At 40.1% G+C, this 25,591-nt stretch carries 21 protein-coding genes; 5 read left to right on the forward strand and 16 right to left on the reverse strand.

From position 1 onward, the window contains the following. Positions 1 to 217 precede the first annotated feature (217 nt). Complete coding sequence (locus FZF08_RS23340) at positions 218 to 2,911, reverse strand: PVC-type heme-binding CxxCH protein (RefSeq protein ID WP_229216662.1); 2,694 nt, start codon at positions 2,909 to 2,911, stop codon at positions 218 to 220. Between the two features lie 172 nt (positions 2,912 to 3,083). Next, positions 3,084 to 6,167, reverse strand: coding sequence for a PVC-type heme-binding CxxCH protein (locus FZF08_RS23345; protein ID WP_159474220.1), 3,084 nt, complete (start codon positions 6,165 to 6,167; stop codon positions 3,084 to 3,086). 127 nt (positions 6,168 to 6,294) lie between these two features. Here FZF08_RS23345 and FZF08_RS23350 point away from each other — a divergent pair, with 127 nt between their 5' ends. After that, positions 6,295 to 6,885, forward strand: coding sequence for a hypothetical protein (locus FZF08_RS23350; RefSeq protein WP_159474223.1), 591 nt, complete (start codon positions 6,295 to 6,297; stop codon positions 6,883 to 6,885). 33 nt (positions 6,886 to 6,918) lie between these two features. Here the strand turns inward: FZF08_RS23350 and FZF08_RS23355 are convergent, their stop codons facing one another. Continuing rightward, complete coding sequence (locus FZF08_RS23355; protein ID WP_310590614.1) at positions 6,919 to 7,209, reverse strand: antibiotic biosynthesis monooxygenase family protein; 291 nt, start codon at positions 7,207 to 7,209, stop codon at positions 6,919 to 6,921. A 246-nt stretch (positions 7,210 to 7,455) separates the two neighbouring features. Between FZF08_RS23355 and FZF08_RS23360 the strand changes: the two genes are divergently transcribed. Then, positions 7,456 to 8,382, forward strand: coding sequence for an alpha/beta hydrolase (locus tag FZF08_RS23360; protein WP_159474226.1), 927 nt, complete (start codon positions 7,456 to 7,458; stop codon positions 8,380 to 8,382). A gap of 46 nt (positions 8,383 to 8,428) precedes the next feature. Here the strand turns inward: FZF08_RS23360 and FZF08_RS23365 are convergent, their stop codons facing one another. From FZF08_RS23365 to glp, 6 genes are all read right to left on the reverse strand, one after another. Continuing rightward, on the reverse strand, positions 8,429 to 8,836 hold the full coding sequence (locus FZF08_RS23365; RefSeq protein ID WP_159474229.1) for a hypothetical protein: 408 nt from the start codon (positions 8,834 to 8,836) through the stop codon (positions 8,429 to 8,431). A 184-nt stretch (positions 8,837 to 9,020) separates the two neighbouring features. Further along, positions 9,021 to 10,013, reverse strand: a complete 993-nt coding sequence (moaA, locus tag FZF08_RS23370; RefSeq protein WP_159474232.1) for a GTP 3',8-cyclase MoaA — start codon at positions 10,011 to 10,013, stop codon at positions 9,021 to 9,023. A 12-nt stretch (positions 10,014 to 10,025) separates the two neighbouring features. Next, positions 10,026 to 10,931 carry a bifunctional molybdenum cofactor biosynthesis protein MoaC/MoaB gene (gene moaCB, locus FZF08_RS23375; protein ID WP_159474235.1) on the reverse strand — a complete coding sequence of 302 codons (906 nt, stop codon included), beginning with the start codon at positions 10,929 to 10,931 and terminating at the stop codon, positions 10,026 to 10,028. Between the two features lie 10 nt (positions 10,932 to 10,941). Beyond that, a complete protein-coding gene (locus FZF08_RS23380) occupies positions 10,942 to 11,391 on the reverse strand; it encodes a molybdenum cofactor biosynthesis protein MoaE (RefSeq protein ID WP_159474238.1) in 450 nt (149 codons plus the stop codon). 54 nt (positions 11,392 to 11,445) lie between these two features. Then, a complete protein-coding gene (locus FZF08_RS23385; RefSeq protein ID WP_159474241.1) occupies positions 11,446 to 11,685 on the reverse strand; it encodes a MoaD/ThiS family protein in 240 nt (79 codons plus the stop codon). A gap of 18 nt (positions 11,686 to 11,703) precedes the next feature. Then, the gene (gene glp, locus FZF08_RS23390) at positions 11,704 to 12,894 is read right to left on the reverse strand and encodes a gephyrin-like molybdotransferase Glp (RefSeq protein WP_159474244.1); all 1,191 of its coding nucleotides are present in this window, start codon (positions 12,892 to 12,894) and stop codon (positions 11,704 to 11,706) included. 468 nt (positions 12,895 to 13,362) lie between these two features. Here glp and FZF08_RS23395 point away from each other — a divergent pair, with 468 nt between their 5' ends. Next, positions 13,363 to 14,148 (forward strand): lytic transglycosylase domain-containing protein, encoded by a 786-nt coding sequence (locus FZF08_RS23395; RefSeq protein ID WP_159474247.1) that lies wholly within the window; start codon positions 13,363 to 13,365, stop codon positions 14,146 to 14,148. Between the two features lie 132 nt (positions 14,149 to 14,280). After that, positions 14,281 to 14,727, forward strand: a complete 447-nt coding sequence (locus tag FZF08_RS23400) for a peptidylprolyl isomerase (RefSeq protein ID WP_159474250.1) — start codon at positions 14,281 to 14,283, stop codon at positions 14,725 to 14,727. Positions 14,728 to 14,802: 75 nt separating this feature from the next. Here the strand turns inward: FZF08_RS23400 and FZF08_RS23405 are convergent, their stop codons facing one another. From FZF08_RS23405 to purH, 3 genes are all read right to left on the reverse strand, one after another. After that, positions 14,803 to 16,422, reverse strand: a complete 1,620-nt coding sequence (locus FZF08_RS23405; RefSeq protein ID WP_159474253.1) for a sodium/sugar symporter — start codon at positions 16,420 to 16,422, stop codon at positions 14,803 to 14,805. A 169-nt stretch (positions 16,423 to 16,591) separates the two neighbouring features. Beyond that, positions 16,592 to 17,467, reverse strand: a complete 876-nt coding sequence (locus FZF08_RS23410) for a hypothetical protein (RefSeq protein ID WP_200837156.1) — start codon at positions 17,465 to 17,467, stop codon at positions 16,592 to 16,594. Positions 17,468 to 17,542: 75 nt separating this feature from the next. After that, positions 17,543 to 19,078, reverse strand: coding sequence for a bifunctional phosphoribosylaminoimidazolecarboxamide formyltransferase/IMP cyclohydrolase (purH, locus tag FZF08_RS23415; RefSeq protein WP_159474256.1), 1,536 nt, complete (start codon positions 19,076 to 19,078; stop codon positions 17,543 to 17,545). A 269-nt stretch (positions 19,079 to 19,347) separates the two neighbouring features. Between purH and FZF08_RS23420 the strand changes: the two genes are divergently transcribed. After that, the gene (locus FZF08_RS23420; protein ID WP_159474259.1) at positions 19,348 to 20,136 is read left to right on the forward strand and encodes an SDR family oxidoreductase; all 789 of its coding nucleotides are present in this window, start codon (positions 19,348 to 19,350) and stop codon (positions 20,134 to 20,136) included. 57 nt (positions 20,137 to 20,193) lie between these two features. Here FZF08_RS23420 and FZF08_RS23425 read toward each other — a convergent pair whose 3' ends face one another. The 4 genes from FZF08_RS23425 to FZF08_RS23440 form a co-directional block, all read right to left on the reverse strand. Beyond that, positions 20,194 to 20,670 (reverse strand): hypothetical protein, encoded by a 477-nt coding sequence (locus FZF08_RS23425; protein ID WP_159474263.1) that lies wholly within the window; start codon positions 20,668 to 20,670, stop codon positions 20,194 to 20,196. Between the two features lie 102 nt (positions 20,671 to 20,772). Beyond that, positions 20,773 to 23,094 (reverse strand): carboxypeptidase-like regulatory domain-containing protein, encoded by a 2,322-nt coding sequence (locus FZF08_RS23430; protein WP_159474266.1) that lies wholly within the window; start codon positions 23,092 to 23,094, stop codon positions 20,773 to 20,775. 65 nt (positions 23,095 to 23,159) lie between these two features. Then, a complete protein-coding gene (locus FZF08_RS23435) occupies positions 23,160 to 24,185 on the reverse strand; it encodes a DUF4249 domain-containing protein (RefSeq protein ID WP_159474269.1) in 1,026 nt (341 codons plus the stop codon). A 4-nt stretch (positions 24,186 to 24,189) separates the two neighbouring features. Continuing rightward, positions 24,190 to 25,476: a hypothetical protein gene (locus tag FZF08_RS23440; protein WP_159474272.1), complete on the reverse strand. Its 1,287-nt coding sequence runs from the start codon at positions 25,474 to 25,476 to the stop codon at positions 24,190 to 24,192. Positions 25,477 to 25,591: the final 115 nt, after the last annotated feature.

Raw genomic sequence — 25,591 nt, forward strand, 5'->3', positions numbered from 1 at the left:
GCAGCCTTTTATTCCTTTCGACCAAGACGAATACAGAGAAAAATACAGATTGGCTAAAATTGCAAATTTAGAAAGGGCACTAAAAAGGCTTATGGCTGAGGCAGCATGAAGAAGTTATATAGTAGCAGGTAAGGAAAAAGGACAAAGCACGCTAAGTTAAAATCTTTGCGTGCTTGGCCCTTATCTTTTTTGCTTTGCGTGAAACCGTTACAAATCCTTAATTTTTCCTCCTCCTTCTTTCTTTCCTGCTTTTCGGTTGTTCCACTTCTTCTGCAACAACTACCGGTTCAACAGGTTTTGGAAAGTACGGTGCCAGATCTTTTTTCACTTCTTCCCGGAATGCATTTTTAACGCCTTCCAAAGCAGCTACTTTAATATCTCCGTCAATCTGATTTTGTTTTAACAATTTGACAACCGCATCTTCACCCGGCCAGCTTCCCCCGAGATAACGTGCAGCATCTGCCCGAATCGATTCTTTTTGATTTACATCCAAAGCCGTCGATCTTAAAATAAAGACAGACTCCGCGCTTCCCGCCGTTTGAAGAGAAGCAAGTAAAGCTGATTTTTTCGAATCGTTTAAAGTTGAAAGTTTATCCGTAATGAAAGAAACACCGGCAATTTCCAAAAGTAAAGCACCGGCATCGCGCCCAAGTACACTACCCGATTTTTCAATGGCCATCTGGAATAATCTTGAATTTTCAGATTCCGGTGCATAGCGTGTTACCAGTTCAATATAATCTTCGGTGCCGTATGTTTCGTCAAGTAACTTATTAAGAGCCGTCAATCCTTGTTGTGAATTCGTAACAAAGGATTTATCCAAATGCAGCAAAGCGAGTTTACTGACTTCAATCCGGTCAGATGATTTCACATCCATCACATGCATCAACGCCTGTGATTTTTCGTAACCCGCATGGAAGAAATCAAATGCACGGAAATAACGTAATCTGTTTTTAAAGGTTACCGAGGTATCCGACGCCAGATCAGTCAAATAAGGAATTGCCTGTCTCGTTCTAGCCAACCAGATCAAATCTTTTCCAGAATCCATATCACCAGGATTTTTTCCTGCTTTTGCCAGCCATGCCGGAAAAATCCTTTCCCACTGCCCGATCGCACCAATACTTAATGCCTCCACAGACCAGCGATCATTTCCTTTATATTGCTGCGCAAGTTGTAGCCAGACATCCAGGGCTTCGTAAGTATGGTTATGATTGATCGCCAAAGCACATTCGCGGCGCACCTGCGGATTTGGGTCAGAGGTTAATCTTTTTATATATTCCGTAGGGTCACTATTTCTTTGACGAACAGCTCTTAATGTGGTAATACGCAAATTTGGATTTAATTCTCTAAAACCAATGTCCAGATTCCTATGATTAAAACCTTCTATTTTATTTAAAACCCAAAGTGCGCGGGCACGTAATTTCGGGTTTCCGTTGTATAATCTGAATAAATTTTCAAGTTCCGGTTCCGCTGCCATACCCAGTTTAACACAGGCATTCCAAGCTAAATAACGCTGAGATAAATTAGGACTTTGCAGCGCTTTTACGGCTTCAACCGGAGACGTTAAATCATAAACAGGAATTTTGTAAGGTACGCCCGGGGGCGCAATCCTGAAAATCCGGCCTCTGCTTTTATCTTTCATTTTATGTGAACCGGCTACCGGATCATACCAATCTGAAACAATCAGCGAACCGTCCGGCGCTACACAAACATCCGTTGGACGAAACCATTTATCTCTTTTTCCTTCCAAAAGAGGAAGAATTCCGGTTGATTTAAAACCGGCCCCATCGGGTTGCATTGGAAAAGCACGAACGGTATTTTGACCCGCATCTGCCAGAATAATCTGATCCCAATAACGTCTTGGCAATAGATCTCCTTCGTAAACCACCATGCCCATAGGCAGTCCCGAACCGGTTTCAAGTAAATTTGGTACGACGCCCGGATCATTCTGATGCCAGTGGCGGCGCGGAATTTCATCTTCAAGATTAGTATGATTGATACGCCAGCTGGCACCGTTCATTTCATCGATATAGCCGAAGTTCCCATTTTCCATCACATAATTTACCCTGTCGGCACCATTTCCTGGCTCTTCCTGATCCGACTGCCACATAGTACCATAACTATCAACGGCAATTTCAAAACCATTATGAAAATTTTCGGCCAGTATTTCTACATTTCTAAATTCCTGATCAACCCGAAAAACGACTCCCTGACGATACTGGCGGAAATCAATCGGTCTTTCATATTTATCCAAAAGCGGCCGATCCTGTCCGTCTACAAGCTGTTTTCCTGCATTCCCGTAATTGAAATAAAATTTACCATCCGGACCAAATACAAAGGCGTGGACGCCTGCATCTTGCTGTGTCCCGCCAATTCCCTTGAAAAGAATTTCTTTTTTATCAGCCTTATCGTCGCCATCGGTATCGGTAAAAAGCCAAACATAAGGGCTTTGAGAAACGATGGCTTTGTTGCCCATTACCCAGATACCCAGCGGAGAATTCAACTCAGAACCCTGGTAAAAAACTTTGGTAACATCCGCTTTTCCATCACCGGTTGTATCTTCCAGAATCACGATCCTGTCGCCAACACTCAGTTCCGATTTTCCATTAACGGCCGGGCGATAATTGTAAGATTCGCAAACCCAAACCCGACCGCGATGATCTACATCAATATTAATCGGATTTGTAATTAAAGGCTCGGAAGCAAAAAGCGTAGTTTCAAGGCCATCAGCGGCTGAAAGACCGGCGACGGCATTTCTTGAAAATCGTTTTTCAGGTTCGGAAAAAGTTGCGTACAAACTATCCGGATGAACTTTCGCCAGTGTATCAACCACCTGGCATGTACCACTCAGACTAAAAAAACAAAGATTTGCGGCAACCAGATAGGCAGACTTAAAGTAATTAATTCGTTTCAAAACGTAATTCAATGGAGCAGAAGACAATTGGACAACTTCAAAATTACCAGTTCTTTTTTAGATTAACGAAACAAGTTTTACTTAAATTGAAAAAATACTTATAAAGAAACAGCCCGTTAAAACAAAAGTGTTTCAACGGGCTGCAATTAAAGATTTGTAATAAAGCGGTAACTTATTTTTTCTTCAGACTACTTAAATATTCAACAAGGTTAACCAGTTCATCCGTACTCATAGCATACTGAAGTCCGGCTGGCATCATCGAATCTTTCATCTGTTTCATTGATTTCACCTGCGACATTTTATATTCCTGAGTGGTTCCGCCAGGAAGTTTCATGATCAAATCTGTTTCCGTTTTGCTTGAAACAATTCCGGTAGCCGACGATCCGTCTTTGAATTGTACTTCAAAACCTTCATAACCAAAACCTATACCTGCACTTGGTTCGAAGATAGCGGCGTATTCTGCTTCCTTAGGAAGTTTGCTGCCGATTTCAGAAAGCTTCGGCCCAAAATCCATTCCCTGGCCATTGACCTGGTGACAAACTGAGCAGTACATTGAAAATATTTCTTTTCCTTTTGCAGCATTTCCCGTCATGCCCACAAGCGTTTTGATATCCGGATGTTTTTTGGCCGCGGCCGTATTTCCATCCATATATTTAGCCGCCTCAATCTGGATTGATTTCCGCCAGGCTCCACTAAGTCCCTGAACGGCTGGTGACTTTAAATCGCCTGTAATTTTTCCTTCTTTTAACAAAACCAAAACAAGATCTTCTCCATTCATCGTACCGCCTAATGATCGGGCAGCTTCCGTGCGAACAGCAATTGGCTGCTTGTTGTCCAGTAGAACGGTTTTCAAAATGTCCAGAGATTCTTTGCTTCCAACACCTTTAATGGACGCCAGCGCAGCAGATGCTTTTTCAGTATCTTTTCCTTTGACAACTGCCCAAAGTAATGTTGAACCTCCTTGCTTTAAAAGTTGCTGACCGGCAGAGCGGCCAATATTGGTTTTTGATTCGGAAACTGCCAATTTCAACAAGCGATTATTTTCAGACGGAAGCTCATAGCGGGAAACCAGTTCCATATAAGTAGTTGTACCATAAGTCGCATCAAGCAGCTTTTTCAAAGAGGCCAATGCTTCCGGTGATTGTTTTACAAAAACAGGATCCAAATGACGAAGCGCCAGTTCGTTTATTTCATTTTGGTTTTCGGCTTTTCCTTTCATTATTTTCAATAATGCCGTCGATTTCTCTTTGGCTCCCGGATTGAAATCAAAAGCACGGAAATATTTCAACCGACTTTTTAGATCTACACCCGGATCGCTGGCAAGAGAAGCAAGCAAGTTGACTGATTCCTTACTTCTTGAACGCCATACAATATTTTTCCCGGCGTCGGTGGCAATCGGATTTGGTCCGGCTTTTGAAAGCCAGGCCTTAAAAAATGCATCCCATTGTCCCTCAGCACCAATTCCCAGCGCTTCCAGATACCAGCGATCTTCCCCGTCATATTGCTGTGCGAGTTCTGCCCAAAGATTTGCAGCATCGGGAGAAACTGTTCCATGAAGTGCCAAAGCGCATTCACGACGCACCTGAACATCTGAATCATTAACCAGTAATTTGATATATTTTACCAAATCGGCATTTCTTTTTTCCCTGACAACACGAATTGCCATGATCCGCATATCCGGATTTGCATCACGTAAAGCCGATTCCAGATTTTCAGTACTTACCTTGTCAATCGTTGCGATGGCCCACAAAGCACGGGCACGCATACGCGGGTTTTCTTTTGTATTTTCAAATAATTTTTTGAGTTCAGGAAGTGATTTATCTCCCATTTTCATCAAAGCATTCCAGGCAAGATAGCGTACCGAAAGATTTGGATTTTGTAAAGCATGTACCGCACCTACCGCTGTTGAGAAATCTGCCGAAGGGATTTTGTAAGAATTATTTTCCGGAGCAATTCTGTACAAACGACCTTTATTCTGATCACCAGCCTGATGTCCACCCACACCCGGATCATACCAGTCAGAAACAATAAGCGAACCATCCGGCGCCACGCAAACATCCGAAGGCCTGAACCACTGATCACGTTTTCCTTCCAGTAGGTTTACAATTTTGGCAGAATAACCTGCACCTGATTTTGCCGTTGTATAAGAACGAACAACATTCGGACCTGCATCACAATGGATCATTTGATCCCAAAATATTTTTGGCAACAAGCGCCCTTCATACACCACCATTCCTGTTGGCGAGCCAGCTCCGGTTTGTAAAAGATTTGGAATAACGCCGGGATCATTCAAATGCCAGTGGCGAAAAGGAATCGAATCTTCAATATTAGTACGGTTTGCACGCCAGCCTGCGCCGGTTATTTCGTCGGTATAACCATAATTCCCATACTGCATCACATAATTAATCCGGACACCTTTGTTTCCGTCATCATCATTATCAGACTGCCACATAGTGCCATAACTGTCTACGGCAACTTCATAATTGTTACGGAAATTATTTCCAAGCACTTCAATATTTTTAAAATCAGGATCACAGCGAAAGACCATTCCCTGTTTATTTTTCTTAAAATCAACCGGTTTTCCGTCCTGACCCAGTACCGGATTTCCTTTTCCGTCCAGTAAATGCCCACCTTCATTTCCAAAATTGAAGTATAATTTACCATCCGGTCCAAAGACAAATGCGTGCATTCCATGATCATGCTGCTCTCCGCCTACTCCTTCAAAAATTACTTCCTTTTTATCTGCTTTTCCATCATTATCTTCATCGGTGAAAAGCCATACATATGGACTTTGAGAAACAATTACTTTGTTACCCATCACCCAGATTCCAAGGGGAGAATTCAACTCTTTGCCTTGATAAAAAACCGTTGTCTCATCGGATTTGCCATCGCCATTGGTATCCTCCAAAATCAAAATGCGGTCACCTTCGGGATGTATTGGGTTTCCGTTAATCGCCGGACGATAGTTATACGCCTCACAAACCCATACGCGTCCCAAATGATCTACATCAATATTGGTAGGATTGGTCAATGTTGGTTCTGCTGCAAAAAGCGTGGCCTCCAGGCCATTTGCAACGGTCAGTCCGGCGGTGGCATATTTGGGAGAATGTTTTTGTTCGGCCGACAGGTTTTCATATAAACTATCCAGACCTGATCCTTTTACAGTGCTTGGATTGGTCCGCATATAAGATGCAGCCAGTATTCCCAAGGCAAGCATACCAGAAATTGATAATGTTACCGGATTCTTAAAGTTCATCGGTGATCGGTTTAATCAGTTATTTTTTGAGCGGCATAAGCTTTACAAAGTCAACCATTTTAGGTTTCTATCCATAAAGATTACTAAATTTAGACTATAAGAAAACAGCCACCTATCATCTACTACAATGAACAGGATATTTTTTAGCCTTACCATTATTTGCTCTGCATTTCAGGCCGAAGCACAAACCGTAATTTCTCCCGAAGACATACAAATTAAAACAGCTGTTCTTGCTGCACCGAGCGACAAGCAAGCCGCTGCAAAAGTATATGGCTATGCTTCGGATGGCACTTTTAAGGTTTTAAGAAACGGAACAAATGATTTTGTTTGTATCGCCGATGATCCTACAAAAGACGGGATTAACGTATCATGTTATCACGCCGACCTTGAACCTTTTATGGAACGCGGCCGGGTTTTGACCAAAGAAGGAAAAAATCAAAAAGAGATATTTGATATCCGTGAAAAAGAGGCAAAAAGCAAAAAGCTTATGATGCCCAAACAACCGGCAACACTTTTTTCTTTCTCAGGATCTGCCGAAAATTATGATCCTAAAACGGGCGAATTGAAGGATGGATACATGCGTTATGTGGTTTATATACCTTTTGCAACTTCCGAAAGCACCGGCCTTCCACTAAAACCGGATATGCCGGGAATGCCGTGGATCATGGATCCGGGAACACACCGCGCCCATATCATGATCAATCCGGCAAAGAAATAATTAAAAGAAAAAGTTAAAGTTAAATTGATAATGTCAGGATACTTTTTCAACTGAAAATGCGAGGGGTTTATCCGCAAAAAGTGCCTTTGTTTTTTTCCAGACCAGACCGAAAAATTCAGTCCTTCTGTAATCGTCCAGGGTTTCCACAGATTCCCAGTGACTGTGTGTAACAAAAATGTTAGGATCAGCGACATCACGCCAAAGTTCCAGATATAAACATCCTGGCATGTTCCTGATAACGTTTTCAGATTGTTCAAAAATGCGTTGAAATTCACTGGTTTTTTCAGGATAGAAGGTCATTCTAACGATTCGTATGATGATCATAAAATTACTAATGGTTGATAGTATAATACCCCAAAAATCAAAATTCACTTTCCTAATCGGGCTGAATAAATATTAAACTAGAAGCAGGACTAATAAAGTATATAAAATTTTTGATTTTTAGACCTGCAAAATCATTAATATCTAATTGATGACTAAGTACACCAACGATAACTTTCACCAAGATCTCCATATAATTTGGGGTAGAGATTAAAAATATTCGTCTTTTATCCGAAAGATCCTTAATCCATGAAAAATACAAAATCCTTACTTATGGCCATTGGCCTGACCGCCTTATCATTACAAACAATGGCTCAAAATGAAGTAATATCCTTATGGCCGGAAGGAAAAGTCCCCAATTCCATCACCAATAAAGTTGAAGAAAAATCAGTAACCGATGCTTCCGGTATTTTAAGAATCAGCGGAGTTACTGTTCCTACGATCACAGCTTTTATTGTATCAAAAGAAAAGGCAACCGGCGCTGCGGTTATGATCTGTCCTGGTGGCGGTTATGGAATTCTTGCCGCGTCTCACGAAGGCAGCGATCTGGCCAAATGGTTTAATGAAAGAGGGATTTCTGCTTTTGTGTTAAAATATAGATTACCCGATGCAAAAGCAATGACGCATCAACATGAAGTGCCACTTATGGACGCTATGCAGGGGATGAAACTTATCCGCCAGTCGGCCAAGAAATGGAATATTGATGCTGATAAAATCGGGGTGATGGGTTTTTCGGCAGGAGGACATTTGGCTGCGACTTTATCAACGCATTATAATATGGGAGCACAAGCATCGGAAGAAGCAAAACCTAATTTTTCAATATTGTTGTATCCGGTCGTTTCTTTCCAACCTGAAATGGTACACGCAGGTTCACGCGATGCTTTGTTAGGATCTGAAAAGTCTGAGGAACTGATAAAATATTATTCTAATGAATTGCAGGTAAGTGAAAAAACGCCTACCGCTTTTTTGGTACATGCGATGGACGATGGAGCTGTGCCTGTGGAAAACAGTATTGCTTATTATCTGGCTTTAAAGAAATTTAAAACGCCGGCAGAAATGCACCTTTATCCAAAAGGCGGACACGGTTTCGGACTGAGAACGGATGGAAAAGGATCGCTGGCAAACTGGCCGGCAGCTATGGATGGTTGGCTTAAAGCGAATGGCTGGGAAAAATAAAATAAAGGGTAACAAATCTGTATCCGATTTGTTACCCTTTTTCAATTTAGTTTAGCGCTACTAATTTCCTTCCGGCAACTTCTGCAATTTCAGTCGTTGCAAGACTTACATTCTTTGTAATCTTCTCATCTCCGCTTACAATTTCAATTTTGTAATTTCCGTCACTGATCTCTGAGAAATCAAATTTTTGGCCGATCTTCTCGATTCCTTTACCAACATATTCCTGGTGAAGAATTTTTCCACTGCCATCCACAAGCCTGATATGAACGCGGGTATCTTTCTCCTTTTCTACCAATACATTCATCACCAACGTATTTTTCACACGATACATCCCAACCCTAAAAGGCTCATAGTATTTATTTCCTGATGCATTTTGAGTTTGTCCTGCGAATGCAAATCCGCTTACTAATAAGCCGGTCATTACGGCAACGAAAGTTGTTTTGAAATTTTTCATGATTGAAGATTTATGGCTAAATTTTCAACAATGATGTCTTCCACCGTGCCGACGTTGCACGCAATTAGTTAAACGGCAAAAAATCGGGTTGAACGGTAGAATGATAAAAAATCGGAGCGTTATTATAAATTTCACGTGAAGTCTGTAACAACGCAATTAACCTTTGCTTAATAAAAAGAAGCAGTTACCCACCAATAGCAATCATCCTCCTGTTCTGTTCATAATCCGCTTTTGCGTCTTTGGCAGTAAAATCAATATGCCCGCCGTGTGCAAAATGCTTTTTGTGGAAATGAGAATAAATTAATGCGCGGATATCCTCACCGCGACGAAGCGGAGTTAACAGGTCTATTTCTGTTGTATCAAAAAGACAATTTTTAAGTTTTCCGTCGGCTGTAAGTCTGATTCTATTACAACCGGCACAGAATGGATGCGTAACCGTTCCGATAATTCCAAAAGTGCCCTTTCCACCATTAACTTTGAAGCTATGTGCAGTATCCTGCAATTCGCCTTCCAGTTTTTCAAATTCAAATTGTGTATTTATATCAGCAAGCAAATCGTTGTAGGACACGATTTTTGACATCTCCCACTTGTTGCCATTAAAAGGCATAAACTCAATAAAACGAACGTGAAGATTCGGTTCATCCAATGTTAATCTTACAAAATCATTAACCTCGGTATCATTGATTCCTTTCATCACAACGACATTGATTTTGACAACAAACCCTTCGGAAATGAGAAGTTTTATACTGTCAAGCGTTTTGTTGAAATGATCTCTTTTTGTAATGCTTTTAAAAGTCGTTTCATTCAAAGTATCCAGACTTACATTCAAAGAACGTACGCCTGCATTTTTCAAATCATCAATAAACTGGTCAACAAAAACTGCATTTGTGGTCAATGTCAATGAAGTTGGCAAGGTTCCCAAATTCTGAATAATCTGGCCAACATCTTTCCTTATTAAAGGCTCACCACCTGTCAGCCTTATTTTTTCAACACCCATATCCACAAAAATGCCCGCAAGTGTTTGAATTTCATCCGCCTGCATTAGCCATTTGGAGGGCATAAACTGCATATCTTCCTGCGGCATACAATAGGTACAACGAAGATTACACTTATCTGTCAGCGAAATCCGCAGATAAGTGTGCTTACGACCGAATGTATCCAAAATAGGTTGAGACATTTTCTGTATTAATTAGTGCTTATTTCCTTTCATAACACTGAAAACGTGCAGGACGTGCGGAAAAAGAGCGTCCATATAATCCGTTACGCCGCCAGTACTTCCTGGCATCGTCAATACGAGCGTTTCACCAATCAAACCTGCAATTGATCTTGACAGCATGGAAGTTGGTATTCTTTCCTGTCCATATTGCCTTGCAGTTTCAGCGATTCCCGGAATTTCTCTGTCAATTAATTCACTGACAGCTTCTGGAGTAACATCTCTTGGCGACAATCCGGTTCCTCCCGTTATTAATATCAATTGATAGGAGAAAGCGCAAAGACTTTTTATTTTCTCCTGGATTGTAGTTTTGCTGTCTGGAATGATACTATAATCATTCACTTCAATTCCAAGCAAATCCAGTTTTTCTATAATTTTTCTGCCCGATTTATCTTCGCCAATACCTTTTGAAATGCTATCGGAACAAACAATCACGGCTGTTTTCAAGTTTTCAGGAATTGCTTTTCTGTCACTTTTTCCACCTTTCTTCTCCAGCAATTTGATATTCCGTATTTCAACCCCTTTGTCAATTGGTTTCAACATATCATAAAGTGTAAGCGCAACAACGGACGCTCCGTGCATCGCTTCAACTTCAACACCTGTTTTATAAATTGTTTTTACCGTCAACTCAATAACGATTGTCAGGTCTTCAATTCTATATGTTACACCAGTATATTCAATTGGAATCGGGTGACAATCCGGTAACAAATCAGGCGTCTTTTTGACTGCAAGCAATCCCGCCGCTTTTGCCATTTCAAAAACATCGCCTTTTGGGACAGTCCTGTTTTGAATCGCCGCAATTGTTTCCGGCCTGCTAACCTGAACTATTGCCTGCGCTGTTGCAATCCTTAACGTATTGGTTTTATGCGTAATATCAACCATTTTATCAGTTTTACTTATTTTCTTTCCAGATATATTCTCCGGCCGGGCCGATCAGTTCTTTTCCAAAAATCGGAACTTTGGTTTTTATTTGTTCAACAATGTACTCAGACGCTTCAAAAGCTGTACGCCGATGTGCCGAAGAAACGAAAACAAAAAGGCTGATTTCACCCGTTGGCACAACTCCGATGCTATGATAAATATGCATACAAATCAGGTCAAATTTTGAAAACGCGTCTTCACGAATCTCGTGGAAAGTCTGTTCTGCCATTTCTTCATAAGCAGAATACTCAATCCCCGTTACAAAACCTTCTGTTTTTTCATCCGCACGAATTTGTCCTAAAAAAATAGCGTGCGCTCCGATATCCACCTTACTCTGATGTTTGGCGATAGAATCCGCAACAAATTGAGGACTAATAGCGCCCGATACAAATACTTTCCTGGGTTTATGAAGTTTATCCATCACTTCTTGTTAAATTCTTATATATTGATCAAAATCAATTTTATTAATTTCTTGTCAACCACCGGCAAAAGGCGGCAAAAGTGCAATTTCAGCTGAAAGAGGAATAATGGTGGTATCGTCTCCTATTTGCTGATTCACCGCAACCTTAAATTTTCTTTCGCACATTTCCGGATATTTTTCACAGAGCTGCTGTTTTAAATCACGAACAGTCATATTCTCTTTTCCTGACAAAGATTCCTTTGCCTGTTGCGAGATTTCCGCCAGCATTCCAAAATATAAAATATTGATAGTCATTTTTTATCGGTTCTATTATTACAAAGGCAATAAATGTACCTCCACGAGATCACCCGCATAAACATTTTGTTGCGTAACCGGCAAATATATTAATGCATTGGCCACTGCAAAAGAACGCAGGGCAAAAGATTCCTGGCCTTCCAATGAAGTAACCTGTGCATTATAAACACTGGCTTTCAAAAATTCGTCCCTTTCTCCATTAAATGAATAAGCATGAGAAATGGGTAGCTTGAAAGAAAATAAAGAAGGATCTTTCCGACCCGACATCAATCGTAATGCTGGCAAAACATATTCATAAAAACATACCAGAGACGAAGCCGGATTACCCGGTAATGCGTAAAAATGATTTCCCGGCGTTTTTGCAAACAATAAAGGTTTCCCTGGTTTTTGTCTGATTTTGTAAAATATCGTTTCCGCACCAATTGTTTCCAAAGCTTTTCCAACATAGTCATAATCACCGACAGAAACACCGCCAGTAGCAATAATGACATCATTTCGTGTTGCCAATAATTCCAGACTGCTGATTGTTGACGCTAAATCATCTTCGGAATATAGAATTTCAACATGATGAATTCCTTCCTTTGTCAACGCTGCTACCAGCATGGCCGAATTTGACTCGTACACTTGTCCGTCCCCTAATTCTTCACCCGTTTTTACAAGCTCGTCGCCGGTTACTAATATTCCTATTTTCGGCTTTCGATATACTTCAACTTCCTGAACATTCAATCCTGTTAAAAAACCAACGGCTCCGGCCGACAAATATGTTCCGGCAGCTAAGGCTATGTCACCTTCCCGGATCTGTTGCCCGATGTTACGAACATTCAGATTTTCTGCAACGGGACATTCCTTTATAATAACATTTCCATTTTCAACAGAAGTTCGTTCCTGCATGATCACAGCCGTAGCACCAGCGGGCACCGGGGCACCTGTAAAGATCCGGATCGCAGTTCCGGGTTTCAAAGAAAGTTTCGAAGTTCCGCCTGCTTTTGATTCTGCAACAATGGGTAAAATAACATTATCATTATAAATATCGGTGTGCAAAACGGCGTATCCATCCATGGACGATTGTCGGAAGGACGGTAGAGATAAGGTTGCCAAAACATCCTTTGCCAAAACATATCCCAATGACTCGGGTACCGCTTTTAATGCTGTTGGTAACGCAACGGCATTCTCCGTAATTCTTTTTTTCGCTTCTTCTACTGTGACCATTTTTGAAATCCTGTGTCTAACTATGCAAGTTACTATTTATAAACTGAACGAGAGGCAACTTTTGTACAGGAAAACAGCCTCTAAAACCGAGCCATTTCAAACAAAATAATAAGAAAAAACAGGTAAGATTTAGGTCAACAAAATATAAAAATCAAAAATAAAAATATTTCACACATTAAGATTGAAGATTTAGTCTTAAAAAAGTTCAATTATTACCAGCAAATATTCAGTTTGTATCTGAAGGTGATTTCCAATGATTATTCTTTAAATTTAATTTTAACAGGGTAAATCTATTTGTAACCCAAAAACACTACAAAATTTATTGAACTTAAATTAGTGCTAATTCCAAATTACCCAATTACCTATAAATCAACTTTTTACCCTAAAATGAAATTTTATTAATTCAATAGCGTTATATTTGTCCCGTGGAATACCACCGAAAATTATGTTGAACGAAATTAAACATGGATGATTAGATTAATATTTGTTGCCTTCTCAATTGCGTCAATGGGGATTTTTTCTCTTAGCAACTTGAAGGTAGAAAAGAAGGAAATGAAGTCTGAACTAACAATCAACTCCAACCTTCTTGCCATCAATTTTTGTGGCGAAAAGGTGCCTCTTACGGAAATGCGCATAGCCGAGCGGTACCAGAACATGATCAGAAATTACGATACCAGTTCTTTTCGTAAACTGATGACAAGCGCAGAAAGAAGGATGCGAATAATTGAACCCATCCTTAAAAAGTACGGAGTGCCATCCGACTTTAAATATATTCCAATCATAGAAAGTGCCATGAGCAATGAAGCGACCTCACATCGGGGAGCATCAGGATACTGGCAACTAATGCCCGCAACAGCCAAATCACTTGGCTTAACCGTAAATGGAACGGTTGACGATCGAAAACATCTTGTTAAATCCACCCACGCAGCAGGTAAGTATTTGAAAGAACTTCACCGCCAGCTTGGTTCCTGGACACTTGTAGCAGCTGCCTACAATGCGGGACCAACACATATTCAACACCGAATGAACTCACAAAATAAAGATGACTATTTTAAGCTTCGGTTAAACGCAGAAACAACTAAGTACATTTATAAATTAATAGCTGTAAAAGAGTGGTTTTCCAATCCGGAACGAAGTAAGGAATGGGGAAGCGGAGATGTTTTAGATAAGATGGTGCAAATCAGGGAAGAGAAAAAACTTTCTGAATTGAAGCCGGATTCAAAACAATTGGCAAGAGTAGCAACTGATTCTTAATTTCTTTGGTTATATAACCATCACAATGCAAAGAAAGACTGCAATATGCTTTTCTTTGCATTTGTTATGATATACAATTCAGTTGTATAAAAATACTTCATTTATTTTTTACCAAATACAAGTCGAACGAATATGACAAAGGCCGAAATGATCACCGATAAAGGTACCATGCTTATCGAGTTTTATGATGAGGAAACACCTATTGCGGTTAAAAACTTTGTAGATCTTTCTAAAAAAGGTTTTTATGATGGACTTACTTTCCACCGTGTTATTCCTGATTTTATGATTCAGGGAGGAGATCCTAAGGGAACTGGTGCCGGAGGTCCGGGATACACAATTAAATGTGAAGTAAAAGCAGATAAACAATATCATGATCGCGGTGTTTTATCCATGGCACATGCAGGACGTGATACAGGCGGATCACAATTCTTTATTTGCCATAGCCGTAACAATACTGCTCATTTGGACGGAAACCATACTTGCTTCGGTAAAGTGGTAGAAGGACTTGATACGATCGACTTGATCCGTCAGGGAGATAAAATCCAGAAGATTACAATTATCGAAGAAGAAGTAGCATAAGCTTTTCATTTCTTTTATAAACAAAACAGCCCCGGAAAATTTCCGGGGCTGTTTTGTTTTATTTCAAATCCTATTCTACCAGAAATGGTTGTATAAAATAACGATCATAGCAAGAACAAAGGAAGCACCAATCACAAAACTGCGATGTGGTTTGAACATTGAAACATCAATTTGTAGTCCTTTCTTCTCGTCAGGTAATACCAGTCCAAGCACAAACATAACGGCTACGCATATCAGGAATACCAATCCCATTCTGTCAAGGAAAGGTACTTGTGTCCAGTCTGCGAAAGGAAAATAATTGTTATGCATTGCCAAAGCAATCACGAAACCACCAACAATCGCAAATAATGCACCGGCAGAATTTGTCCTTTTCCAGAAGAAACCCATAATAAAGGAAGCGAAAATACCAGGAGAAAGAAGTCCTGTCATTTCCTGAATAAACTGGAAACCACCTTTTTTATCAATTCCCATGTAAGGAGAAACTACGATCGCAAGAATCATAGCAATTACTACAACAAAACGTCCAACCAAAACCAACTTCTTTTCATCCGCATTTTTGCCAATATAATTTCTGAAAATATCCAGGGTAAAAATTGTTGATATACTATTGGCTTTTCCAGCCAATGAGGCAACAACAGCCGCTGTTAATGCAGCAAAAGAAAGACCCTTCAAACCAGCAGGCAATAAATTTAAAAGTACAGGATAAGCTTTATCCGGATTAATTACCCCGTCAGCTCCCAACATTTCAGCCTGGAAAAGACCTTTGCTGTAAAGTGCATAAGCCGCAATACCTGGTAAAACCACGATAACAGGCATAAGCAATTTTAGACCTGCTGCAAACAAAATACCGTTACGTGCCGTTTTCAAATCTGCGCCTAATGCACGTTGTGTGATGTATTGATTACAACCCCAATAGTTCAAATTCACAATCCACATACCGCCTAACAAAACTGCAAGACCCGGCAGCTGCATGTAGAAAGGACTGCTTTTACGGAAAATCATGTGAAAGTGATCGTCATGATTTTCACGCATCATTTTCATACCACTTATTACTCCGTCAATACCCGTTTCTCCTGAAACCAGATTAATAGCCAGATACGTTGTTGCCAATCCACCGATGATCAGGAAGAAAACCTGAATTACGTCTGTAAAACCGATAACCTTCATCCCGCCGATTGTAATGATGATAGCGAAAACGGCCAAAGCAATCATACAGAAAGTAAAATCCAGTCCTGAAATACCAGAAACTGCCAAAGCACCTAAATATAGAATGGAAGTAAGGTTAACGAGAATATACAAAGCCAGCCAGAAAACCGCCATAATCAAACTCACGGTTGGATTATAACGTTGACTTAAAAACTGGGGCATTGTATAAATTTTGTTCTTCAAATAGATTGGCATAAAGAAAACCGCTACAATGATAAGCGTTGCAGCAGCCATCCATTCATATGTTGAAATCCCCAAACCCATAGAAAATCCGTTACCGGACATCCCGATAAATTGTTCTGCGGAAATATTTGACGCGATCAGTGATGCACCAATTGCCCACCAGGTAAGCGATCCTTCTGCCAGGAAAAAGTCTTGTGTAGATTCAGTTGTTGATTTTTTTCGTTGGTAAATCCAGTACCCGTAACCCGATACCAGAATAAAGTAAAAGAAGAATACTATGTAATCCAGGGTTTGTAACTGTTGCATTTCAAATTTACAATATTAGATGAATGGATAAGCGATTTTCTGTTCAATCCGAAAGGTACACTATTTTCGAAAAATAGTGCAAGTAAAAAAGGCATGTTCCTAACGATTGTTGGCCTTTATTTTTTATTGATGTTCAAAAACAGATAAACAAGGAGAATAAGAGGCAGGTTTACTCATCCATTTTAAGCGAATCCGGCAATCGGAGGAGATTATCCGGGAGTTTTAACTTATTGTTTTTCTTCGCTTTATTTTCCAGATCACGATAACTTTCTTGAAAAGATCTACCACTCCTCATGTCAGAGACTAATTTCACCATTCCCCCTTTTCCGCAATAAGCCAGCCAGTATGATACTTCAAGCCCCGAAGTCATATACGCAAGCATAACTTCTTTTGATCCGCCATTGAAAAAGCCTTTGACAGAAGCGAGGTTTTCAAGTTCAAGAATATTTTGTCCACCACCTGTTTGATAAAGCCATTCATCCATGTAATCAAAATAACGGCCGAGCGAATCAGGATTATTCACAAACCGCCTGTCGAGCATTAATGCAGTGCCTTCATTAAACCACTGCGGAATATACATAGTCGTTTTCCACCATCCCAAACGGTCCAGCAATTCGACATGCGACATTTCGTGGCTGATCACATCCACATTCAAACCCTGAGCATTTAAAATAACATAGGATTGTCCCCATGGCGTGCCTAAACTGCACCCCGCGCCTTCCGTACTCTGACAATATTTTTGATATTCCTGTGGTGTTTCGCAAATAATCAATTTTGGTTTGGCCTGTTTTCCCAGCCAAAAAGAATCGATCCGCATTTCTGATTTTTTGATCACGCTAAGTATATTCTTGCGCTGATTTTGTTGAAGATAAGGACTTGAATAAATGTAATCATTGACCTTTTCAAAGTTTGAAAAGCCAATCAACTGACAATGCAGAACCTGGGGATAAAGGAAAAAATAACCCGGAATAACTAAAACCAACCCGATCAGAAGAAATTTACCAAGAGCGGTAAGACGGGATTTAAATAATGGGCTGGTTTTCAATGAGGCAAGCTTTAATACAATGGATTTTAAACACGGCGTCTTTAAAAGAACGAAACGCCGTGCTTAAAATTAGAATTAATGTTTGAAATGACGAATTCCTGTTGTCACCATAGAAACGCCATTTGCGTTACAATAAGCAACTGAATCTTTGTCACGAATTGAACCACCTGGTTGTACTACGGACGTAATTCCAGCCTGCGCTGCGATTTCAACACAATCAGGGAATGGGAAAAACGCGTCAGATGCCATTACGGCACCTTGCAGATCAAAGCCAAAATGTTTTGCTTTTTCTATCGCATGACGAAGCGCATCGATACGGGAAGTTTGTCCTGTTCCGCTCGCGAAAAGCTGGTTTTCTTTGGCAAGAACTATCGTATTTGATTTTGTATGTTTACAAACTTTCAAAGCAAATTCCAATGCTTTCAACTCGGCGGCCGTTGGTGCTTTTTCAGTTACCGTTGTCATTTGTTCCGCTGTTTCAGTTGCAAGATCCTTATCCTGTACCAACACACCGTTTAATATTGTTTTGAACATAATTCCCGGAAGTTCCACAGATTTACGTTTCAACAAATTTCTGTTTTTCTTTGATTTCAACAACGCTAATGCATCTTCGTCAAAATCAGGAGCAATCAGAATTTCCATGAAAAGTTTGTTCAATTCCTCTGCGGTAGCCAAATCAACCTTAACATTGGTGATCACAACGCCACCAAAGGCAGAATCCGGATCACAAGCCAAAGCATTCAGATAAGCCTCTTTTGCAGTAGCAGCCGTAGCAACACCACAGGCATTGGTATGTTTAATGATTGCGAAAGTTGGATCAGCGCCAGTAAATTCATCGATCAAACCGATACATGCATCTACATCGACAAGGTTGTTATAAGATAATTCTTTGCCATGAAGCTTGTCAAACATCTTGTCAAGATCACCGTGGAACGCTGCACTTTGGTGAGGATTTTCCCCGTAGCGAAGTGTTTGTGAAGGTAATTTCGTAAAGTTAAAAAGCGCATCATCAGCACTAGAATCTTTGGCAAGAAAATAACTATTGATCGCACCGTCATAATGAGAAGAAACACCAAATGCCTCTCCTGCATACCAGCGACGATCTTCAAGATCAGTACTTGCTGCCTTTTCAGTCAACAAAGTGACAACACTTTCATATTGCTTACGGGAAGAAACGATCAGCGTATCCTTGTAATTTTTCGCCGTAGCACGAATCAGAGAAATACCTCCGATATCTATTTTTTCAATAATATCTTCCTCATTAGCACCTGAAGCTACCGTTTCTTCAAAAGGATATAAATCCACCACAACCATATCAATGGCAGGAATATTATACTGAGCCACCTGAGCCACATCTCCCTCATCATCACGACGATACAAAATTCCGCCCATGATAGCCGGGTGCAAAGTTTTCACTCTTCCTCCAAAAATTGATGGATAACCCGTCAGCTCTTCGGCTGCGGTAACAGGGATATTCAGGTTTTCAATGAAAGTCTGTGTTCCGCCTGTGGAATAAAGTTTTACATTATTTTCGTGTAAAAGGCGAACAAGTGGTTCAAGACCGTCCTTATAATATACAGAGATAAGAGCGGATTGTATTTTTTTAGACATTGGTCAATATTTTGACGGTAAACATTACGAGACTTGGGCAATCGAAAAACAAAACGCAAAGGTAAGTGTTAATTGTTAATGATTAATTGTTAAGGGTTAATTGTTGAGGATTAATTGTCAATGGGGTTAAGGATTAATGTTTAAGAATTAGGCATTAATCAAAAAAAGTTTAATCATGCATGATACAATGATATTCTAACTAAATTAACCATCCCGCACACTCCTTTTACATTAACAATTTACCATTGACAATTAATCATTAAAAAAATATGAATCTTGATTTGACAGGAAAAACCGCCATCGTTTGTGGCAGTACGCAGGGAATTGGATATGCTTCCGCAATTGAATTGGCTTTAATGGGAGCGAATGTGACCCTTATGGCCAGAAAAGAAGAATCTCTGAGAGAAGCTGTTGAAACACTCGATACTTCTCTAAATCAGTTGCATCGTTATATAGTTGCCGATTTTTCAGATAATGAAAATGTAAAACATGCTATTGAGGAATATTTGAGACTTTGCCCTGACGTCCACATTCTTATCAATAATACGGGTGGGCCAGCCGGTGGACCAATTATAGATGCAGAAACGGATCAGTTTATAAAAACTTTTCAGATGCACGTTGTGAACTATCAGATATTGGCACAAGCTGTGGTTCCAAGTATGAAAAAGGCAGTTTTTGGAAGAATCGTCAACATTATAAGTACATCGGTAAAACAACCCATTGTTGGATTGGGCGTTTCTAATACAATCCGTGGAGCCGTATCGAGCTGGTCCAAAACAATGTCACTTGAACTGGGTCCTTTTGGAATTACTTCTAACAATGTTTTGCCCGGCTTTACCAAAACGGCTCGCTTGGATGCTGTTTTGGGTATGCGCAGTAACTCTCAGGGAAAATCAGTTCAGGAAGTTTCCGATCAAATGGAATCTCAAATTCCAATCAAACGATTTAGTGAGGCGTCGGAAGTTGGTGCTGCGGTTGCCTTTTTATGTAGTCCAGCTGCCGGAAGTATTAGTGGGGTTAATTTGCCTGTGGATGGTGGGAAGACGGAGAGTATGTGAAAAATTTATATTCCCGGTTATTAAAATCTCTTCTAAATTTTAATAACCGGGATAAAGTCATTTAAAAGTAAGCCATCGATCACCCATCATATTAAAATAAGTCAAGCCACCAATTATCTTTTTATTCTCGTACAAATTAGCAGCAACGGCAGATACTAAATTTGGAGATACTGTCTGAAGTAAATATTTGCCATCAAGTTTCGCGGTGGAAGGAGGTAGATTTATATAGTCAACAGGATCGGGATCCGCACCAACAAAAACGTCAAAAGTCTCATTAATTTTCATCCGGGGATCATTAATGTAGACTTCTGCTTTCAATGTATTATTATCCTTTCGTATGAAAGTAATTGTGGCCTTAGCTGGAATTAAAGAATCAGAGCCGATAATCGTTTGCGTCTTTGTATCTCTGATCACATATTTTACATCATGCTCTCCAACGAAACCAGAAGTAAAATCAATTTCCGGATCTTTTTCTTTGCAGGATTGAAAGGCTGAAACAAATAAGATTAGAATTAGGTAAAGGAATTTTTTCATTGCTGGCAATTTCATATGGCTGCTAATATACTTGTAACTTTGAATATACAAATAATAATAATTATACAACTCACAAAATACAGTTTTGATTAAAAATCTCAATCAGAAATAGTATTTCCAGTTAATAGAAGGAATAATCGTCCCAAAAACCGATAACCGGTAGCTAACCAGTCTTGTACCGTATTGTTTGAAATAAACCGAATACGGATTTTTTCTTGCATAAATATTATAAAAAGAGAATGACCAAAGTGTGTAACGCTTTTGGTCAATTTTCTGGCGTGTGTCTTTTGTAAAAGAAATATCCATCCGGTGATAATCCGGAATTCTATCTTTATTCCGTAAAGAATAATCCTGAACGACGACGTCATTTAAATGATAAGTACCATCAGGAAAAGTAAGTGGACGACCCGTTGTATAAACAAAATTTGTTCCGAACGTCCAGCCTTTTGCCCATTTCCATTGTGCCGAAATTGAAATATTATTTGGACGGTCAACGGTGGACGGGAACCAGTCTCCCTTATTAATCTGATCACTCGGGAAATTGGAATTAACTTTTGCAAATGTGCGGCTATATGTATAAGAAACTAATCCAGTTACAGTCCCTTTTGTTTTTTGGACACTAAACTCCACTCCATACGCCTTTCCACGAGCAGATAAAAGATCTGCTTCCAGGGTTTGATTCAAAAGTAAAGTCGCTCCGTTTTTATATTCAACTAGATTTTGAAGCTTTTTACTGTATACTTCGACTGAGGTTTCAAACATATTATCATGAAAATTCCTGAAATAACCCGCAGCAATTTGTGTTGAAATCTGTGGCGGAACGAAGTTGTCGGCAAGTTTCCAGAAATCAACCGGAGAAATTGCTGTTGTATTGGAAATCAAATGAATATACTGTCGCGTTTTGGTATAACTCACTTTAAATGAACTTGTCTTTCCCGTATTTATCCGCAGAGAAAGCCTTGGTTCAAACCCACCAAAACCCGCAATCTTTTTCCCTTTCCCATAAGAAAGCGTATCCTTTACAGATTCAGCGCTTCTAGGAACATTGGTTTCATATTGAAAAACAGTACCAGCTCCGATATTATTAAAATTCACATAGCGAATTCCTGCATTGACAGATAACCAGCGAACCGGAGTCCATTCATCTGACAAATAAACTGCCTCTTCAAGCGCCTGCTCCTTTTCCAGATTTATCCGGGTAATGTTTGATCTTGAAACCGGAGCCAAATTCCCTGGTGAAAGTCCATATCTGGTAATGATTAAACCTGTTTCAATTTTATGCGTTGGCAATGGCGACCAGAGTACATTTAAATGTCCGTCGTATTGATTAATTCCAGATTTAAATCTGAACTCATTCGTCGGCGCAATTCCATCAAGGATAAATTGATAACGGCTCATATTTGCACCAATCTGGAAAGAAAGCGTACTGGTTAAAAGTTTATTCCAATTGAGCGTCGCCGTGGTAGATTGCCAGCCATAGGTTGTATCTCCCGGAAATTTGAACGAATCTTTACTATGGTAAACGGTAGCAGAAACGATACTGTTTGGAGAAAATTCATATGAAATCCGACCATTCACATCAAAGAAAAATGCACGGTTTTCGTTGGTTGGAGCAGGAAAACGTTTGATCAAAAAATTAGGATATGCAATTCTTCCACCAGCCAGAAATGTAAGTTTTTTGTTTTTGGAAATAGGCCCGTCAGCCATCACACTGGCCGTCATCAATCCAACACCCGTTGTCAGATTAATGCGCTCTTTATTTCCAGATCGTGTATTGATGGCTAGTAAAGATGAAAGCCGACCACCGTAAGAAGCAGGAATATCACCTTTGTACAGCGTGACGTCACGAATTGCGTCCGCATTTACATTACTTAAAAATCCCAATAAATGGGAAGTATTAAAAAGAGGTGCACCATCCAGCAAAACCAGATTCTGGTCTGTTCTCCCACCGCGGACATTAAAACCCGAAGTTCCTTCCCCGACAGTGCTAACGCCAGGCTGTAAGGTCAATGCTTTGATAATATCCACTTCACCAAAAACGACCGGAATATTTTTTAGATTTTTCATGTCCAGTTTTGTAACGCTCATCTGGCTGGATTGTACGTTATCATCAGGCGCTTTTTCTTTTACAGTTAACTCACGCAATTGACGTATTTCAGGAAATAGTTTCAATTCAAATCCTGATAGAATTTCTTTATAGGTGATATTTTGATTTTTTGAAAAATAACCTACCGAAGAAAAATTGATGAGCTGATCTCCCGCTTTCAGACTTAGGGTAAAATTGCCCAAACTATCTGTAATCGTAGCTGATTTCGATATTTTTGAAACCACCGATACATTTGGAATTCCTTTGCCAGTGGAATTGTCCTGAATTTTACCTTTTAAAACCCAGTTTCGCTGACTGAAAACGGGAATTGAAAACAACAGAGCGCAGACCAGAAATAGTATTGATCTGCTATATAGCCTATTTTTTGTCAAACAGTTTTCCATTACCAGCTTGGAGGTGAAAGTTGTCCCTGACTATAAACCCTTTGGCAATTGCCTTCTTTGATAAAAACGTTATCGTATTTTATTTCCAACCGAGCAAGATTTAGCGTATCTCCAGGAATAACGAGCCTTTTTTTGCTGACAGCAGAGGAACCGAAATATCCCAGAGCCAAAATGTAAGGATCATCTTCACGATGCACATTCCCTTCAATGGAGGCAGGTAAAGGGTCAAATAGTGAACCGTTTCTTTTTCTTTGTTCTTCAAATTTCACCCAAAACTGATAGGCTGATTTGGATAGAGAGTATTGGCTGATTTCAATATAATGCCTGCCCACGTAGTAAATTGGAGAAGAAAAAACGGGTCTGCGGCTGATATTGTTTCCATTGACCAGGACATCGGATAAAACATCTGTAACTGATCCATAGGAAGGAATCCAGCACCATTTGCAGCAAAAACCCATACCAATAGGTTCGCCGGTTGAAACTCTTGGAATATATCCGTAACCCGACCAACGGTAATAATTCCCGGTGATAGCCGGATCTTTGGTATCCAGTAAAACATCATAGTGATCCGGATTATAAACGTCCCCTTCTGCCCTACCGCGATATTCGGCGTAAATTTTGTCTATTGCGGCAACAGCATTTAATACATCAGGTTCGGAAACATAACTTTTCCCATCTGAAAGCTGTACACGAAGCTGATAACTTTTCCCTGGTTTTCCCTGAAAAGTTGAATCCCGCATCCAGAAAAATAAAGGTGTGAGAGCATCCTGTTCAAGGATAACTGTTCGTCCGCCAATTTCAGTAATACTAACAACCGCCCCATCGACCGGAATTTCATTTTGACCGTAAATCAGTGAATTGTATTGTCCGGTGTAAGAAAGTTTTACTGTATAAGGTGGCGCTTCATTGGTTATCAATCCTTCCACAACCAAACGCGATTCGACGGACCGGGCGGGAAGCTGAACTTCGTCCACACAGGAAAGGCACAAGAAAACGAGAAATAAAAGTAGAACCTGTCTTAACATTTATTTACGGATTAAATTCCCAGAAATCAGTACAACCTACCTGCTGTTTGACGGCAGATCCTTCCGTCGGTCGGGTCTCATATCCCCAGCCTATATATGCTTTTGTCTTATCCGATAGTGCAACAAGATAACGATTGCCTTGTCCAGGATATTCAGAATGATAAGTCCAGGTATTTTTCACCGGATCATATGCCCATATATCCCGTAAACCGTTTCCATCTTTATCAATACCTAAACCAAAAAAACCTTTTCCATTTGCAGAAAAACCTTCGCCTTCAACGCGCGAAATTCCTGGAAAATCTGCTTCTCTTTCCCATCTATCCGCAATTTGATCATATGAGTACAAATGTGGTGGCTGGCCGGAAATCTGGTTAATCACATATCCGGTTTCATTAATTGTAAAAGTGGCCAGTTTTCCGGTTGCTTCTGGTAGCGGCTTACGATCTTTCCTATCCCAGGTAACTTCCATAGATTCCATGGCACCGGTAAAATCTTCCTTTAGCATGAATACATTACCAAATGTCAAAAAGAATTTCACCCGCCTGTCGACACCAGAAAATGTTGGAAAAACTACCCCGGCAGATTGACCAACATAAGTAATGCTTGGTACCCACCAGAAATCATTCAGGTATGCTCTTTTCCCAGGCAAATTTTCGTCAGTAAGATAGCCAAATCCTACAAATACAAGCTCTCGACCTCCTTCTTGTCCCAATGGAAAAGCTACTGCATTATGTCTGGGAAGTGGCAGGCTGCTTTCTGAGCTCAACCATTTCCCATCATATTTTAATATGTCCCACTTGGCATCATCCTGGTAACGATAAATGGCGATTTGAGAATTAAACAATGGAGAAATTAAAGCAGCTCCGGTATAATCCCCGGAGTTGATCGGTGCGTGCGCCAGCATTTTCCATACAGAAGTCTGCCTGGCTGTAAAATGACGACTTGTCGAAATGCTGTTTTTTTGTTCGTCTTTGTAATTAAGCGTTAAAGTATAATCGTCCCCAGTACTGAGCTGACCAGCCGTGTAATTTCTTAGATTGAAATTGGCAACAGCCTCCGTAGTTCCGGCATTTAGCGCAATGGATGCACCTGTTTTGGATGTTAACGTTACTTTAAAATCCTCAGTGAAATTTTTCGGGAGTTTTAACTGGATACTTGCAGCAGATGATCCTGAATTTTGAAAAACTGAAACAATTGAAAACGGTACGATTACATCCTGACTTTCTCCAACAGGGGCAAAAGTTTCCTTACAACCCGTAATCCACGAAACATTTATCAGCACGAACAACAATAGCCCGTGTGATAAAAAATTCCGTATTGGATAGGCACAAAACTGCATAAGCGAAACTCAATTCAAGATTGATCAATGAATTTTATTGCTTTATTTCCCGTCAAAAAAGGCAAAT

Origin of the sequence: Dyadobacter sp. 3J3, from assembly GCF_009801115.1 — a bacterium.
In the GTDB taxonomy this organism is placed as follows: Bacteria; Bacteroidota; Bacteroidia; order Cytophagales; family Spirosomataceae; genus Dyadobacter.